Annotated in this window: 15 protein-coding genes; 13 read left to right on the forward strand and 2 right to left on the reverse strand. The window is 42.4% G+C overall.

Annotated features, from left to right (window positions below):
* Positions 1-67: 67 nt before the first annotated feature.
* Positions 68-532: a GNAT family N-acetyltransferase gene (locus AA980_RS03765; protein WP_024030031.1), complete on the forward strand. Its 465-nt coding sequence runs from the start codon at positions 68-70 to the stop codon at positions 530-532.
* Positions 529-975 (forward strand): hypothetical protein, encoded by a 447-nt coding sequence (locus tag AA980_RS03770; protein ID WP_024030032.1) that lies wholly within the window; start codon positions 529-531, stop codon positions 973-975. The genes AA980_RS03765 and AA980_RS03770 overlap by 4 nt, the downstream gene beginning before the upstream one ends.
* A gap of 39 nt (positions 976-1014) precedes the next feature.
* Here the strand turns inward: AA980_RS03770 and AA980_RS03775 are convergent, their stop codons facing one another.
* Complete coding sequence (locus AA980_RS03775; RefSeq protein WP_024030033.1) at positions 1015-1497, reverse strand: GNAT family N-acetyltransferase; 483 nt, start codon at positions 1495-1497, stop codon at positions 1015-1017.
* 118 nt (positions 1498-1615) lie between these two features.
* Between AA980_RS03775 and AA980_RS03780 the strand changes: the two genes are divergently transcribed.
* Together AA980_RS03780 and selB are read left to right on the forward strand one after the other, a co-directional pair.
* On the forward strand, positions 1616-2599 hold the full coding sequence (locus AA980_RS03780; protein WP_024030034.1) for a hypothetical protein: 984 nt from the start codon (positions 1616-1618) through the stop codon (positions 2597-2599).
* Positions 2600-2708: 109 nt separating this feature from the next.
* Positions 2709-4592 carry a selenocysteine-specific translation elongation factor gene (gene selB, locus AA980_RS03785; RefSeq protein ID WP_024030035.1) on the forward strand — a complete coding sequence of 628 codons (1884 nt, stop codon included), beginning with the start codon at positions 2709-2711 and terminating at the stop codon, positions 4590-4592.
* Positions 4593-4634: 42 nt separating this feature from the next.
* On the opposite strand, the gene AA980_RS03790 is transcribed toward selB, so the two are convergent.
* Complete coding sequence (locus tag AA980_RS03790) at positions 4635-6152, reverse strand: TerD family protein (protein ID WP_024030036.1); 1518 nt, start codon at positions 6150-6152, stop codon at positions 4635-4637.
* A gap of 276 nt (positions 6153-6428) precedes the next feature.
* Here AA980_RS03790 and AA980_RS03795 point away from each other — a divergent pair, with 276 nt between their 5' ends.
* The 9 genes from AA980_RS03795 (at position 6429) to AA980_RS03835 (ending at position 15846) form a co-directional block, all read left to right on the forward strand.
* Complete coding sequence (locus AA980_RS03795) at positions 6429-7253, forward strand: M55 family metallopeptidase (RefSeq protein ID WP_024030037.1); 825 nt, start codon at positions 6429-6431, stop codon at positions 7251-7253.
* A 13-nt stretch (positions 7254-7266) separates the two neighbouring features.
* Positions 7267-8199: an ABC transporter permease gene (locus AA980_RS03800; protein ID WP_024030038.1), complete on the forward strand. Its 933-nt coding sequence runs from the start codon at positions 7267-7269 to the stop codon at positions 8197-8199.
* A complete protein-coding gene (locus tag AA980_RS03805; RefSeq protein ID WP_024030039.1) occupies positions 8199-9152 on the forward strand; it encodes an ABC transporter permease in 954 nt (317 codons plus the stop codon). Before AA980_RS03800 ends, AA980_RS03805 begins: the two co-directional genes overlap by 1 nt.
* A 4-nt stretch (positions 9153-9156) precedes the next feature.
* Positions 9157-10155: an ABC transporter ATP-binding protein gene (locus tag AA980_RS03810; protein ID WP_024030040.1), complete on the forward strand. Its 999-nt coding sequence runs from the start codon at positions 9157-9159 to the stop codon at positions 10153-10155.
* A 28-nt stretch (positions 10156-10183) separates the two neighbouring features.
* Complete coding sequence (locus AA980_RS03815; protein WP_024030041.1) at positions 10184-11824, forward strand: peptide ABC transporter substrate-binding protein; 1641 nt, start codon at positions 10184-10186, stop codon at positions 11822-11824.
* A 64-nt stretch (positions 11825-11888) separates the two neighbouring features.
* Entirely contained in the window at positions 11889-12812 is a 924-nt protein-coding gene (locus AA980_RS03820; protein WP_024030042.1) for a S66 peptidase family protein, read from the forward strand.
* A 16-nt stretch (positions 12813-12828) separates the two neighbouring features.
* Complete coding sequence (locus AA980_RS03825) at positions 12829-13929, forward strand: dipeptide epimerase (RefSeq protein ID WP_024030043.1); 1101 nt, start codon at positions 12829-12831, stop codon at positions 13927-13929.
* Positions 13922-14839: a C40 family peptidase gene (locus AA980_RS03830; RefSeq protein WP_024030044.1), complete on the forward strand. Its 918-nt coding sequence runs from the start codon at positions 13922-13924 to the stop codon at positions 14837-14839. Before AA980_RS03825 ends, AA980_RS03830 begins: the two co-directional genes overlap by 8 nt.
* Positions 14840-14841: 2 nt before the next feature.
* On the forward strand, positions 14842-15846 hold the full coding sequence (locus tag AA980_RS03835; protein ID WP_024030045.1) for an ABC transporter ATP-binding protein: 1005 nt from the start codon (positions 14842-14844) through the stop codon (positions 15844-15846).
* Positions 15847-15849 lie beyond the last annotated feature (3 nt).

Consider the following 15849-nt stretch of genomic DNA (forward strand, 5'->3'; position numbering starts at 1 on the left):
CAAACTTCTCAGAAAAGAATAAATAAGGTAGGCTAAAGGAAGGGTAAAAACAGAAGGGGATTGTCGTATGATAAAAAAGTTGTATCTACATAATTTAAATCTAGTCAAGGAATTGTTTGAACTGCAAAGGGCCTCCTATCTAGTAGAGGCTAAGTTAATTAATTTTTTTGAAATTCCGCCTCTAAAAGAGTCTATGGAGGAACTGATGCAGAGTGGGGAAACCTTCTTTGGATATTTTGACGGGGATGAATTGGCTGGTGCTATTTCTTATACGATCGCTGGGTCAGAGCTGACGATCTGCCGGATGGTCGTCCATCCTAACCATTTTCGGAAAGGAATTGCCCAAAGTCTATTGACGGAAGTGGAGAAAAATAATCAAAATTTGTCGGAGTTAAAAGTTTCAACTGGTAAAGAGAATTCCCCTGCTAAAAATTTATATCTGAAAAATGGCTACAAATTAGTTCGTGATCTGGAGGTTGTACCGGGGTTATTTATTAGTAATTTTGTAAAAAGAAGGGTTGAAGAAAGATGATAGCTACATTTTCGCATAAGCAATCGGCTGCAAATTGTTTTAATTCTGTATGGGATCTACTGGAACTTAATGAAAGGACAAAAGAAGAGGAAGAGACAATGGTTCATCTTGCCCATTCATCTTTTTGGCATTGGACGCAAGTGGAGGACCACACTCCTAAAAATCTATCAATCGGTTATTGGCAGTTATCAAGAGTGTATGCAGCCGTGGGACTGGGTGAGAGGTCTCATTACTATGCTAAACGATGTCTTTCAGTTAGCTTAGATAACAAGATTGAGCCGTTTTATATAGGCTATGCATATGAGGCATTAAGCCGCGCTGATGCTTTATTAGGTCGAACTGATTTGTCGAAAGAGGAAGCTAAACTAGCACTAGAATATGCGCAAAAAGTAAAAGATGAAAGCTCAAAAGATTTGCTGATAAAAGATTTGCAGTCAATTTAAAATCAGGAGTAGGTGGATAAATCCCACTACTCCTGTTAATTAAACTAGCAAATTTGTATCGAACTCCTGTATCGACTTCCTATTTTCGTCATATCTTTCGCTGAACTTTCCACCTGTAAATTTAGAAATCGTACTTCTCCAAAAAGCCTGGGCAGGATAGTTCTTTTCAACTTGGGTGACAAACCACTTACCCGGAAATAAATTGAATAGTTCGCAGGCAGCCATTTTTCCATAGCCTTTACCGGCATATTTTCGGACAATAAAGAATTCAAGTATCGCGTTCGGTTCGATGTCTGTGGCACTTTCAACAATGGCAAAACCAATCAGCTCGTTTTCCTTTTTAATGAAAAAGGGGTGCAGGTTAGGGTTGCTCCAGCAGTCTGTTAAATCAAACGGCTTGTAAGACCCATCTGATTTCAAAGCAATGGCTGGTATGTACTGGCTAAATTCATAAATATAAAATTGGATAAGGTTATGGAGGATATTTTCTTCTTCTTTTAATACTTTCACAAGTTTTATCATCTTATTCTCCAATCTACTAAAATAGTATTTACTAAAATTCTGTCAGTTTCCTTTATTTTATCATTTTTGGAAGTAATTGAAAATATAGAAATTAAAACAATATTGAGAGGGATCCAAATTGGATGAGTCAAAATTTTATGCCTTGTGTTTACAGGGGAATGTAACGGCTGCGTATAAGTATCTTCACTCCCAATCGAATAAAAGTAAAAAACATCAACAGTTAGCATCTAAGTATTACCAACGCTTTTTTGGTGGAAAGCCGATCTACCGGTTTAAATCGAATGATCCATGGATTAGAAAGGTGATTTTGGCATATTATCAATACTTTACTTCTGTATTAACGGGAAAGAATGTCGACGAAGCGGAACCCCAGCTAGTTAAGTCGTTGGGAGTATTAAGTTCAGATGGGAATTTAACTGATAATCTTGATGAAATTGAAGGGAAACTTGAAGAAATTTTTGAGAAAAAGGGCTATCGCTTCTTGGGCGGCGTGACCTCTCCATTCAGAGGACCTTATATTTGGAAGACGATGGATAAAAAGGAATTTAAGGTGGAAATACCTCACCAAACACAGGATGTTACGGTTTATTTCTTGAGGGATTTCATCATGCAAAGTTGGATTCATTTTGCGACATTCGGCGAAAAATTTGCCGGAGGCTGGGCGAAAGAGGATGGATTTTATTATGTAGATGAACGGCCTAAGAAAAAAAGCGTAAATATCGAAAGCAGCGAGTTTCAAGTGAGTTATTTAAAACATGAAGCGCAGCATCTAAGTGATTATGCACGATTCCCTAATCTACCCGCAAAAGATTTGGAATACCGAGCAAAATTGGTGGAACTAATTTACGAGCCGAAATCGTTTAGATTACTAAAAAAATTTTTATATGAAGCAAAAAATGACCCGAAATTCCCGCATCCATACTCATCCTTTGTGCTAATGACTAGATTGTCTAAATTAGCTTTTGAAAAAGAAGTGATTCCAAGCCTCGATAAATGGAAGTCAGTGGATACTGTAAGGATTCGAGAATGGGCAAGGACTTTATATGACGAGCATACAGAGGCGCTTGAAACAAGTCACAAAATTATTGATGGAATCATTTAGGGGACATTTAAGATAAGCGATCTTCGCAGATTGTCTAAAAATGTTCTCTTGAACTAATGGGCTATTAGGGCTACAGTAGAATGGTAGAACGATTAAGAAGGTGACAATCTTGGAAAAACGATATTTTACGATTGGCATGGCGGGACATATTGACCATGGGAAAACCTCTTTAACAAAAGCACTCACAAATGTTGATACAGACCGTTTAAAAGAGGAAAAAGAGCGGCAAATCTCGATTGAACTCGGATTTGCGCCATTATATGAAGATGATGAAATCCAAATTTCCGTCATTGATGTTCCAGGACATGAACGCTTTATCAGGCAAATGATTGCCGGAGTGGCCGGAATTGACCTCGTTGTGCTTGTCGTCGCCGCAGATGAAGGTGTGATGCCGCAGACTAGGGAACATCTTGATATTTTAAAATTCTTAGGTGTGAAAAATGGTTTAGTGGCGATTTCGAAAATTGACAGGGTTGACGAGGAGTTTATTGAGCTTGTCAAAGATGATATTTTTGAAGAACTAACCGGAACCGTCTTTGAGGATGCTCCATTTGTGCTTGTCGATAGTCTATCAAATAAAGGAATCAATGAAATAAAAGAATTAATTATTCAAACTTTAAAAGACCAAGAAATGCGGGATGTTAAAGGGGCATTTCGGCTGCCAATCGACCAAGTGTTTACAGTGAAAGGCCAGGGAACGGTTGTCAGGGGAACTGTATATGAAGGTTCCGTTGAAGAAGGGCAGCCATTAAAAATCATGCCTAAAGGTCTTGAGGTAAGAGCGCGGCAGATTCAGGTTCATCATAAACCTGCGGAGAAAGCGTATGCCGGCCAGCGGACAGCGATCAACCTTTCTAATGTTTCTAAGGAAGACTTGGAACGCGGCGCTGTCCTCGTTTCATCTGAGCATTTTATTGTTACAAAAACGTTAGATGTAGCCATACGGATGGTTGAGGACCTTGAACATTTAGTGAAGCAAAGGATGCCGATCAAGCTCCATATCGGAACAGCAGAGGTGATGGGCAGGATTGTTTTCTTTGACCGCAACGAAATTAAGGAAGAAAACGGCGAGGTTCTTTGTCAGCTCCGGCTTGAGGAGGAAATTCTCACGAAACGCGGCGACCGCTTTATTTTACGGAGGCCAAGCCCGCAAGAGACGATTGGCGGCGGCTGGGTAATCGACCCACGAGGAAATAAATATCGCTTCGGAAACGATACAATAGAGGAACTTGAAAAGAAAAAAGCAGGCACACCGAAAGAACGAATCACGGCAGCTTTAATCGAAGCAAAGAGCCTGCCGCTCAATGAATTGATTAAGCGGACAGCATTGGATGAAGCAACCTTAATGGAACATTTAGCTGATGCTGAATTTGTTTTATACAATGGTAAAGAACGTACGCTTCAATTGCTAATCGAGTCTTTGGAAGAGGATATCTTTGATCGTTTACAGGACTACCATCTTGCTCATTCCATGAAACCGGGTGTCAATAAAGCTGAGCTATTGCAAACGATGCAAAAAAGATTTCCAAAATCTCTGCTTGATTATGTGGTTGAAAACGGAATCGCGAATGGTATATTTAAGCGAAAAGAACAATTTGTGTCCTTGGCAGGATTTGTTCCTAATGTACCGAAAAGCTGGGCCAAGCGGACCGAAAACATGCTTGAGGAATTGAAGAGTGACGGATTAATGGTTCGCTATTTAAAGGATTATTTTTCTGGAGCGGGCATTCCCGAGACTTTAGAGTTTGATCTAAAGAGATTCCTAGAAGACCAAGAGCTACTCGTCCAGTTAGATGATCAGTTTGCTTATCACGGGGAAGTGTTTAACGGAGCTGTCGATAAACTCCGGAGCCAAACAGGAACAGAGTTCGAAGTTGGAGATGCGAAGGATGTACTTGGATTATCGCGAAAATACATGATTCCCTTTTTAGAGAAATTGGATGCCAAAGGATTTACGAAACGAGTAGAGAACAAACGAGTTTGGAAATTGTAAAAAAAGCCTCGCTCCTATAATAACGGAGTGAAGGCTTTTTTCTTATGATAGAAACTCACCAGGGTTCAGTCCAAGTTCGTGGCAAATGTCTGCTACCATTTGCTTTTCATTGTTGTCAAAGTTTCCATCGGCATAGCCGATTGCAATGCAATAGCGGGCAACCAGCCGGGCAATCTCTGGCTTTGTTCTAATCTTTCCAAGGGCACGAAATGCTTCGGCACGTCCCATCATCCGGTCATTCTCAATCCTCGCGACGAACAGATTAAACTTTTGAATGACTTTATTGGTATCAAAAACGCGTAACTCCTCACTTTGATGTACAAATTCCATCATTTTTTGCCGTTCGGAAGCGTCTAAGTAACCATCCGCCATTGCCACTAGGGCACAGCCCGCAACGACTGCCTCGAGAACGTCCTGGCTTTTGTATCGATTGAACACATCTTGTGCCTTCCGTTTTTGATTGTTTGCCCATTCCGCATAATCGGTTTGCGAAGGTGACCACGTGCTTCCGCAGCTGTTACAGGTAAACTTAAGCTGGTTTTGCCCGATAAAACCGCCAAGCAGCCCGACAGGTCCGAGAATTAATCCGCCAATGGCCGCTTTGCCAAGGCCGAATCCTTTTTTCCCCGTTCTTACGTTCGAGGAATGACAGCGCGGGCAAATTATGTCGTCGCCGCTATAGGTGTTACGTGAGCCTGTAGTGGTTGGATATGCCGACTGCCCGGGATACCCATAAGCCGGCTGCTGATATGAATTTTGAACAGGCTGGTTTTGCTGGTAAGGGCTTTGGTTGTTTTGATTTTGCTGATAGGGATTATAGCTATTTTGATTTTGCTGATATGGGTTAAGATTGTTTTGCTGCTGCTGATAAGAATGATTAGGTTGCTGGTACGGGTTACTTGGTTGATAGGCATTAGTATTCCTTTGACTCTGCTGGTAATTTGGCTGCTGGAATGGCGGCGCTGCCGGTGTGTTCACTGGCGGGTCGTCTACTGTAACGCCAAAGTTGCGGCAAAGTGCGGCTAACCCGCCTTGAAAGCCACTGGCAATCGCATTAAATTTCCATTCTCCGTTATGACGGTAAACTTCCGCAGCAACAATTGCTGTTTCAACTGTAAAATCTCTTCCCAGGTTAAATCTTAATAATTCTTCATTGGTTACATCGTTAAAAATACGCACGTAGGAATCAGCGACTTGTCCGAAATTTTGCCGTTTCACCTGTGCATCGTGAATCGTAATGGTAAAGGCAATCCGATGGATGTGAGCTGGGACTTTGTCTAAATCAATTCTAATCTGTTCATCATCCCGGACGCCCGAACCAATCCGATTGTCGCCGCTATAAATAATCGAGCCATTTCCACCTGAAGGATTATTATAGAAGACAAAATCCTGGTCGCTTTGTACCATTCCAGTTTGGCCTAATAAAAAGGCCGAAGCGTCCAAATCAAAATTAGAACCTAAATGACTAACATTCCAGCCCAGCCCGACACCAACATTTTTCAGGCCAGGGTGAGATTTTGTTAAATCAACTTTTTGCCCCTTGCTAAGCGAAACACCCACAAATTTCCACTCCTTATCGAATATTGTTCATATGTACATTATAATTCTAATTTTTGAAAAAGAGAAAAACTTCTTACCGAATGACATTCGGAGAGTCCAATTTCATACTATAAATATACGGGAATGAAGGCGAGAAGTTTCAAAAAATTACCTAAAAATAAAACGTAGGACCATTATCCCGCTTAACATAGAATTTTAGAAATAGTTTGAATAAAACGAAATGTTATTTTATAATAGTAAGATAAATTGAAATAAATAGGAGAAAGGAAATTGTCTATGAAACTATATATTTCTGTTGACATGGAAGGAATAACGGGTCTGGTTGATCATACCCACGTTGATTCCAATAAACTTAATTATGAACGAAGCAGGATCATCATGACAGATGAGGCTAATCATGTAATCACTGCCGCTTTTGATGAAGGCTGTGAGGAAGTCGTTGTGAATGATAGCCACTCGAAAATGAACAACCTGTTAATTGAAAGGCTTCACGCGGATACACAGCTAATCACTGGTGATGTAAAACCATTTTCAATGGTTCAAGGGTTAGATGGATCTTATGCGGGTGCTATGTTTGTTGGTTACCATGCCCGTGCATCCTTACCGGGGGTTATGTCCCATTCGATGATTTATGGTGTCCGCAATATGTACATAAATGATGTTGCCGTTGGTGAGTTAGGATTTAATGCTTTTGTCGCGGGTTATTATGATGTCCCTGTGTTTATGGTCGCCGGGGATGATCGGGCGGCAAGCGAGGCGGAACAGCTCATTCCAAATATTACGACGGCGATTGTGAAAGAAACCATCTCGCGGTCTGCGGCAAAATCATTAACTCCAGTAAAAGCCGGACAGCTCCTCCGCGAAAAAACGGCCCTTGCGATAAAAAATAACGGAAAAGTGAAACCGCTTACTCCTCCAGACCGTCCATTATTAGGAATAGAGTTTGCCAATTACGGACAAGCGGAGTGGGCAAATTTAATGCCGGGAACAGAGATGATCCCTGGAACAACAACGGTCCGTTTTCAAGCAAAAAACATTTTGGAAGCGTACCAGGCCATGCTCGTAATGACTGAATTAGCGATGAGAACAACATTCTGTTAGGAAGTGGTCACGCATGAAAGCTTACTTTTTTAAACGAATAATTGCCATGATCATCACCTTATGGCTCATCATTACCGGGACATTTTTCTTAATGCATTCGGTACCGGGCTCACCTTTTAATGAGGAGAGGACGACAAATGAGGCGATCCAAAAAAATCTTGAATCCTATTATCAGCTCGATAAACCATTAATCGTTCAATACGGAAATTATTTAAAGGCATTGGTCAAGTTGGATCTCGGACCTTCGATTAAAAAATCATCCCAGACAGTTAATGACATGCTGGGAAGAGGATTTCCGGTTTCGTTTGAACTAGGGATGTATACGCTGATTGTTGCGCTTATTTCGGGGCTTATTCTAGGTGTGGTCGCCGCACTAAGACATAACGGAATCATTGATTATCTGGCGATGAGTATTGCCGTCCTCGGGATTTCGATTCCGAACTTTGTTATGGCAACCGTGTTAATTCAACAGTTGGCTGTTAATCTGCCGATCTTCCCAGTAGCAACCTGGTCCAGCCCCAAACATATGGTATTGCCGATCTTGGCATTGGCGACAGGACCAATGGCAATTATTGCCCGCTTAACGCGAACAAGTATGCTTGAGGTTTTAACCCAAGACTACATAAAGACGGCAAAAGCGAAAGGACTATCACCGGTCAAAATTGTCTTTAAGCATGCGCTTCGAAATGCTCTTTTACCGGTCGTAACGGTACTTGGTTCATTAGCTGCAAGTATCTTAACCGGGACATTTGTAATTGAAAAAATATTTGCTATCCCTGGGATGGGAAAATATTTTGTGGATAGCATTAATAATCGTGATTATCCAGTCATCATGGGAACAACCGTCTTTTATAGTGCGATTTTGATCTTTATGCTTTTATTAGTTGATATTGCATACGGAGTATTAGACCCTCGGATTAAGCTCCATAAAAAGGAGGCGAAATAATGGAACTGCGTAAACAGGAAGCACAAAATATTTCGCCAGATGTCCCAAATGAATGGTTCGTTCCAAAGGTTCGAAACAAAGAAGAAGCTGAAGCTGTCGTCAGGCCTAGTCTTTCGTACTGGCAGGATTCGTGGCACAGGCTTTTAAAAAACAAATTGGCAATGGCAGGTCTCATCTTCTTAATCCTTTTGGCGTTATTGGCTATTTTCGGTCCGATCTTTTCAACTCATTCGGTTGAGACACAAAAACTAGCAGAGCAAAATTTACCGCCATCAAGCAAGTATTGGTTTGGAACAGATGATCTCGGTCGCGATGTATTTATCCGCACCTGTTATGGAGCCCGTATCTCTTTATTTGTCGGCTTAATGGCTGCGCTGATTGATTTTATTATTGGTGTGGTATATGGCGGACTTTCCGGCTATAAAGGCGGCCGGACTGATAACCTAATGATGAGGATTATTGAGATATTATATGGACTGCCCTATTTACTTGTCGTCATTCTCGTTATGGTTGTCATTGGCCCAGGGCTAACGACTATTATTCTAGCACTCTCGATTACGGGATGGGTCGGGATGGCGCGGATTGTCCGCGGACAGGTCCTGCAAATTAAAAACTATGAATTTGTGCTCGCATCGAAAACATTTGGGACGAAAACAGCACGGATCATTCGGAAAAATCTGCTGCCAAACACGATGGGACCAATTATTGTCCAAATGACGCTGACGATTCCATCTGCTATTTTTGCTGAAGCGTTTTTGAGCTTCATTGGACTTGGTATTCAAGCTCCGCATGCCAGCTGGGGTGTAATGGCAAATGATGGCTTGTCTACGATTCTATCAGGATATTGGTGGCGATTGTTCTTCCCAACGATGTTTATATCATTAACAATGTTTGCATTTAATGTGTTGGGTGATGGGCTTCAGGACGCCTTAGATCCTAAGCTAAGGAGGTAACAGCATGGAAAAAGTTCTTCAAGTAAATGACCTTCACGTTTCCTTTTCAACTTACGGCGGTGAAGTGAAAGCTGTTCGTGGAGTCAGTTTTGACCTCCATAAAGGGGAAACATTAGCAATTGTCGGGGAATCCGGCTGTGGAAAAAGTGTCACCTCACAAAGCATTATGAGACTTATTCCAGAACCGCCGGGTAAAATTAGCGGCGGGGAAATTATTTTTAAAAATATCGATTTAATCAAATTGAAAGAACCGGAGCTGCAGAAAATTCGCGGCGCCAACATTTCGATGATCTTCCAGGACCCAATGACGGCACTCAATCCGACGATTACCATTGGCGAGCAAATTATGGAAGGAATTATCCAGCATGAGAAACTATCGAGGGCTCAGGCGAAAAGAGTAGCGGTTGAAATGCTGACGCTTGTTGGTATTCCGAACCCGGAATTACGGCTAAAGCAGTATCCCCATCAGTTTAGCGGCGGAATGCGCCAGCGGATTGTGATTGCGATGGCGCTAGTGTGCCGGCCAGATGTATTAATTGCCGATGAACCGACAACTGCTCTTGATGTCACGATTCAAGCGCAAATTTTAGAGCTGTTTCGTGATATTCAAAAGAAGACAGGGGTTTCGATTATCTTAATCACTCATGATTTGGGCGTGGTCGCGCAAGTGGCTGACAGGATTGCTGTCATGTATGCGGGCAGAATTGTTGAATTAGGAACAAGGCGGGAGATTTTTTATCAACCGCAACATCCATATACAAAGGGGCTGCTTCAGTCAGTTCCGCGCTTAGATGCGGAAAAGGCAGAGCTTGTTCCCATCCCAGGGACACCACCTGATTTATTTTCACCTCCTGTAGGATGTGCATTTGCGGCACGCTGTCCTTATGCAATGGAGGTTTGTGAGAGGGTTTATCCGATTGAAACGCATATAAGCCAGCAGCACCAGGTAGATTGTTGGCTGCAGGACGAACGGGCAAAGAAATTGGTTTCAAGCTTTAAATAACATAATAAATTGAACGAGGGGGAATACGATGAAAAAGTTTACTGTTCTGTTAGTCGCTTTAATGATGTTATTTGCTTTAGCCGCTTGTACAGCAAACAAAGATGCTGGAAGCGAAAAGAAGGACGATGGAAAAGGAAAGTCAGGCGAAAAGACAGAAAAGGTAGAAAAGGTTCTCAACTTAAATAATGGGCAAGAGCCAACATCGTTTGACCCGCCAATTGGCTTTGATGCTGTTTCGTGGAATTCGTTAAACAACCTTATGGAAGGTCTTACTCGTTTAGATGAAACACATCAGCCAAAAGAGGCAACAGCTGAAAAATGGGATGTCTCCGCTGATGGGAAAACCTATACATTCCATATTCGCGACAATGCAAAATGGTCCAATGGCGATGATGTAACGGCCGACGATTTTGTCTTTGCCTGGAAGCGTTTATTAGATCCGAATACAAGTTCACCGGCAGCCTTTTTAGCCTATTTTATTGAGGGCGGCGAGGCTTATAACAATGGTGAGGGAAGTGCCGATAATGTGAAAGTCAAAGCAGTTGATAAAAAGACCTTCGAAGTAACACTCATCAGCCCACAGGCTTATTTCTTAAGTGTTATTTCTAATCCTTGTTTCTTCCCAATTAATGAGAAAGTAGCCAAAGAAAATCCAAAATGGTTTGCCGAAGCTAACACATTCGTGGCAAATGGTCCATTTAAATTAGCGGAATGGAACCATGACAGTGATCTCACAATGGTTAAAAATGACAACTATTGGGATGTAAAAAATGTGAAATTGGATAAAGTTCATTGGGCAATGGTTGACGATAAAAATACGGAATATCAGATGTTTACTACAGGTGAGCTAGATACTTCCGATGTCCCGCCAGAGCTAGCTGAGAAGCTGTTTAAAGAAGGGGATGTAAAGGTAGAAGACCAAGCAGGTGAATATTTCTATCGTTTTAACGTTACGAAGGCACCGTTCCAAAATGAAAATATCCGTAAGGCATTTGCCTTGGCAGTTGACCAGAAGCAAATGGTTGAACTCGTTACGAAAAACCAAGAAAAGCCTGCCTACGGTTTTGTTTCCTATGGATTTAAAGATCCTGATGGCAATGACTTCCGTGAAAAGAGCGGCGACCTGATCAAAACCGATGTAGCAAAAGCGAAAGACCTGTTGAAAAAAGGGATGGAAGAGGAAAAGTACACCAAGCTTCCAGAAGTAACTTTAACCTATAGCACTAGTGATCAGCACAAGAAAATTGCTGAGGCTCTGCAGCAAATGTTTAAAGAAAATTTAGGTGTGGACGTGAAGCTTGCCAATATGGAAAGCAGTGTGTTTGCAACCGATCAAAAAGCGTTAAAATTCCAGTTCTCACGCAGCTCGTTCCTTGCAGACTATGCGGATCCAATCAACTTCATCGAAAACTTTATTACTGGCTCGCCGATGAACCGCACAGGCTGGAGCAATAAAGAATTTGATCAATTGATTAAAGATGCAAAGCTTGAAAAGGATGAAAAGAAACGATATGAGATGATGTATAAAGCGGAGAAAATTTTACTCGACGCGGCTCCAATTGTTCCAATTCACTTCTACAACCAAGTGTATTTACAAAATAAAAACGTAACAGGCATCGTCCGACATCCAGTTGGTTACTTAGAGTTAAAAGGCGCAGATAAAAAATAAAACTGGGAAAAGGGATGTTCGCTTGAACATCCCTTTTCTTAAAACCTGGAAGGGGGTTATTGTGATGAAGGTTGTAAAGCCAAATCGACTGCAAAAGGGTGATACTGTTGGAGTCATTGCACCAGCAAGCCCGCCAAACCTTGAAAATCTCGAAAGAGGCATTGAGTATTTGCAAGGGCTAGGGTTAAAGGTCAAAAAGGGAAGAAGTGTTAATGAAACTTACGGCTATTTAGCTGGTACAGATCAAGAAAGACTTGATGATCTTCATGAGATGTTTTTAGATAAAGAGGTAAAGGCAATCATTTGTGCCTGCGGGGGATATGGAACTGCAAGAATGGCCGATATGATTGACTACGAAATCGTTAGAAAAAATCCAAAAATCTTTTGGGGATATAGTGATATTACTTTTTTACATACTGCTTTTCGACAAGAAACAGGGCTCGTTACCTTCCATGGCCCGATGCTGGGATCTGATATCGGGAAGGAAGATACACATGCACTATCCCGGGATGGATTTTTGCAATTGTTTGATTCAGAAGCGTTGTCTTATACAGAGCAGCTCTCTCCATTAGAGGTAGTAGTTGCTGGTACAGCGAGCGGTCCGCTCATAGGCGGCAACCTGTCACTGTTAGTAAGTACACTCGGTACGAAATTTGAAATAGATACAAAAGGAAAACTATTGTTTATCGAAGATATCAATGAAGAGCCGCGTTCAGTAGACCGGATGCTTAATCAGCTTTATATGGCGGGTAAGCTTGATGAAGCAAGCGGGTTTTTGGTAGGAGACTTTTGTGATTGTACATCAAAAAGGGAGCTATCATTAACACTTGATGAGGTAATCAATCATTATCTCGAGCGTGCAAACAAGCCTGCTTTAAAGGGATTCCAAATCGGTCACTGTAATCCGCATATTTCTATACCACTAGGCGTGAATGCGACGATGAATACGATGGAAAAAACGCTGATTGTCGAAAGCGGCATTTTGTAAAGGAGTGATAAATATAATGAGGATTGAACGAATTGAAACGTTTAGGGTCGCGGTTCCACTTATTAAACCATTCAAAACAGCACTAAGAACCGTTACAACGGCAGAAGCTATTTTTGTAAAAATAACCTGTGATAATGGCATTGTCGGCTGGGGAGAAGCACCTCCTACCGTTGTGATTACCGGAGACAGTCTGTTAAGCATCGATTCGGCCATCAACCATGTCATCAAACCGTTTTTAGAAAAGAAAAGTCTGTTAAACTATGAATTGCTATTTCAGGGACTGAAGACAATTTTGGTCGGAAATTCGAGTGCAAAGGCAGCCGTCGATATGGCTCTTTATGACTGCTTAGCCCAATATTGCAAGCTGCCGCTTTATCAATTCCTTGGCGGGCATAAGCAGGAATTGGAGACTGATTTCACCGTTAGTGTCAATGGACCTGAAGAAATGGGCGACGACGCTGTTTCCTATATCCAACAAGGATTCAATGTGCTAAAAGTGAAGGTAGGCAAGGATGATATTGACACCGATTTCGACCGTATCCGCGAAGTGAGGAACCGGGTTGGGAACGAAATCAAAATCCGCCTCGATGCGAATCAAGGATGGACTGCAAAGGATGCCATCCGAGCCATCCGCAAAATGGAGGACAGCGGCTTGATGATTGAATTGGTCGAACAGCCTGTTAAAGCGGATGATATCGAAGGTCTAAAACAAGTAACGGACCATGTCGATACGCTGATCATGGCGGATGAAAGTGTGTTTACACCAAAACAGGCCTTTCAAGTATTGAAAACAAGAAGTGCCGATTTAATAAATATCAAGCTGATGAAAGCGGGAGGGATTTATCAGGCGCAGATTATTAATCAGCTTGCCGAAACATGCGGTGTCGAGTGCATGGTCGGCAGTATGATTGAAACCCGTCTTGGGATTTCTGCTGCCGCTCATTTTGCCGCAAGTAAGCAAAATATAACCCGCTATGATTTTGATGCCCCGCTGATGCTGGCGAAGGAAATTGTTGATGGGGGAATCCAATATAATGGCCGCTTGATCACAATGCCAAGCGAGCCAGGTCTAGGGATTAAAGGGGTTATTTTTGAAGGGGGAGTTTCTGTTGGATAAATGGCTTGTTAATGTTCCAGTTGCAACTATTTGGACATCTTTTGATTCGGCCCGGGAAATTGATTGGGATGCGGTCACAAATCCAATTGATATAAAATCATGGTTATCCGGCTTAACATACGAAACACGGTTAGGATTATGCGAAGACAACCTCGTTCAAACGCAGCTTTTATTCGGTCAAGAGGTTTTGCTCGTAGAGGAAAAAGAGGAGTGGGCACATATCCTTATTCCAGATCAGCCTTCTTCCAAAAATGAGAACGGCTATCCTGGCTGGGTACCGAAATGTCAATTAATGAAGCGTCATGAGGACTGGAATCTAGAAAATGGATCTGTGGCAGTGGTAACGAGACCGAAGGCCATCCTTTCGAAGGAGGGCGGTAATTTGGAATTATCGTTTCAAACTACGCTGCCGCTTTTGAAGGAAGAGGATTCGCAGGTAATAGTCAAAACTCCCGATGGTATTGGTGCATTAGGCTGGGAAAATATTGTTGTCTTCGAATCCTTAGCAGCACGTTACAAAGGGATGGGAAGCGATATTGTTTCCGCTGGAGAACAATTCCTTGGCCTGCCCTACCTTTGGGGAGGGATGAGCAGTTATGGCTATGATTGCTCTGGTTTCAGCTATTCCATGTGTAAGGCAAATGGCTATGTCATTCCCCGTGATGCTCATGATCAAGCAAGTGCAGGAAAACCAGTTGCCACAACAGATATTAAACCTGGGGATTTATTGTTCTTTGCCTATGAAGAAGGGAAAGGGAGTATCCATCACGTAGGTATTTATTACGGTGACGGGAAACTGCTCCACGCTCCGAACACCGGCAAAACGGTTGAAATTATTCCGCTTTCGGGAACCATTTACGAGCGGGAACTTTGTGCAGCAAGGCGTTACTGGAATGATACGGAGGCCTAATTATGGAAAAATTACTACAGGTAAATAACTTGAAAAAGTATTTCGATTTAGGGCATGGCGAAATCCTGAAAGCGGTTGACGGGGTAACATTTCATATTAATAAGGGTGAAACCTTTGGCATCGTTGGTGAATCGGGCTGTGGTAAATCTACGGCCGGCAGGACAATCATCGGCCTATATGACCGGACAGACGGGGAAGTGCTCTTTAACGGGAAAAACATTCACAACTTAAAATCGCGGGAACGGTTTGCCTTTCACCGGCAAATTCAAATGATTTTTCAAGACCCATATGCATCATTAAACCCGCGATCAACCGTAAGTGAAATTATTTCGGAGCCGATGGAAGTCCATGGCCTGTATCCTAATAAAAAGGACCGATTAAAGCGGGTCTATCAATTATTAGAGGATGTTGGCTTAAATAAAGACCATGCCAACCGCTATCCCCATGAGTTCAGCGGCGGTCAGCGCCAAAGGATTGGCATTGCCCGCGCACTGGCTCTGGACCCGGAATTTATTATTGCTGATGAACCGATTTCCGCTTTAGATGTGTCCATCCAAGCCCAAGTGGTAAACTTGTTGAAGCGGCTTCAAATGGAAAAGGGGCTAACCTACCTATTTATCGCTCATGACCTTTCCATGGTAAAACAAATCAGTGACCGGATCGGCGTCATGTATTTAGGGCAATTAGTTGAATTGACAACTAGCAACGAATTATATAAGAAACCTCTACATCCGTACACACAGGCCCTGCTGTCAGCAATTCCGATCCCTGATCCTGACATAGAGGACAGAAGAGAGCGGATTATTTTGAAAGGGGAACTGCCAAGTCCAATCAACCCGCCAAGCGGCTGCGTTTTTAGGACGCGCTGTCCAATGGCAATGGACATTTGCAGTGCCGAAAAACCGAAGTGGCAAGAAATGGATGCCAACCATTTTGTCGCTTGTCATTTATATGATAAAAACAGGACCGGCGGCCAGGATTATTCGCAAGTTGCCGCGACGAGATAAACG

The sequence above is a fragment of the Neobacillus vireti genome, assembly GCF_001026695.1.
Taxonomy (GTDB): domain Bacteria; phylum Bacillota; class Bacilli; order Bacillales; family Cytobacillaceae; genus Neobacillus; species Neobacillus vireti.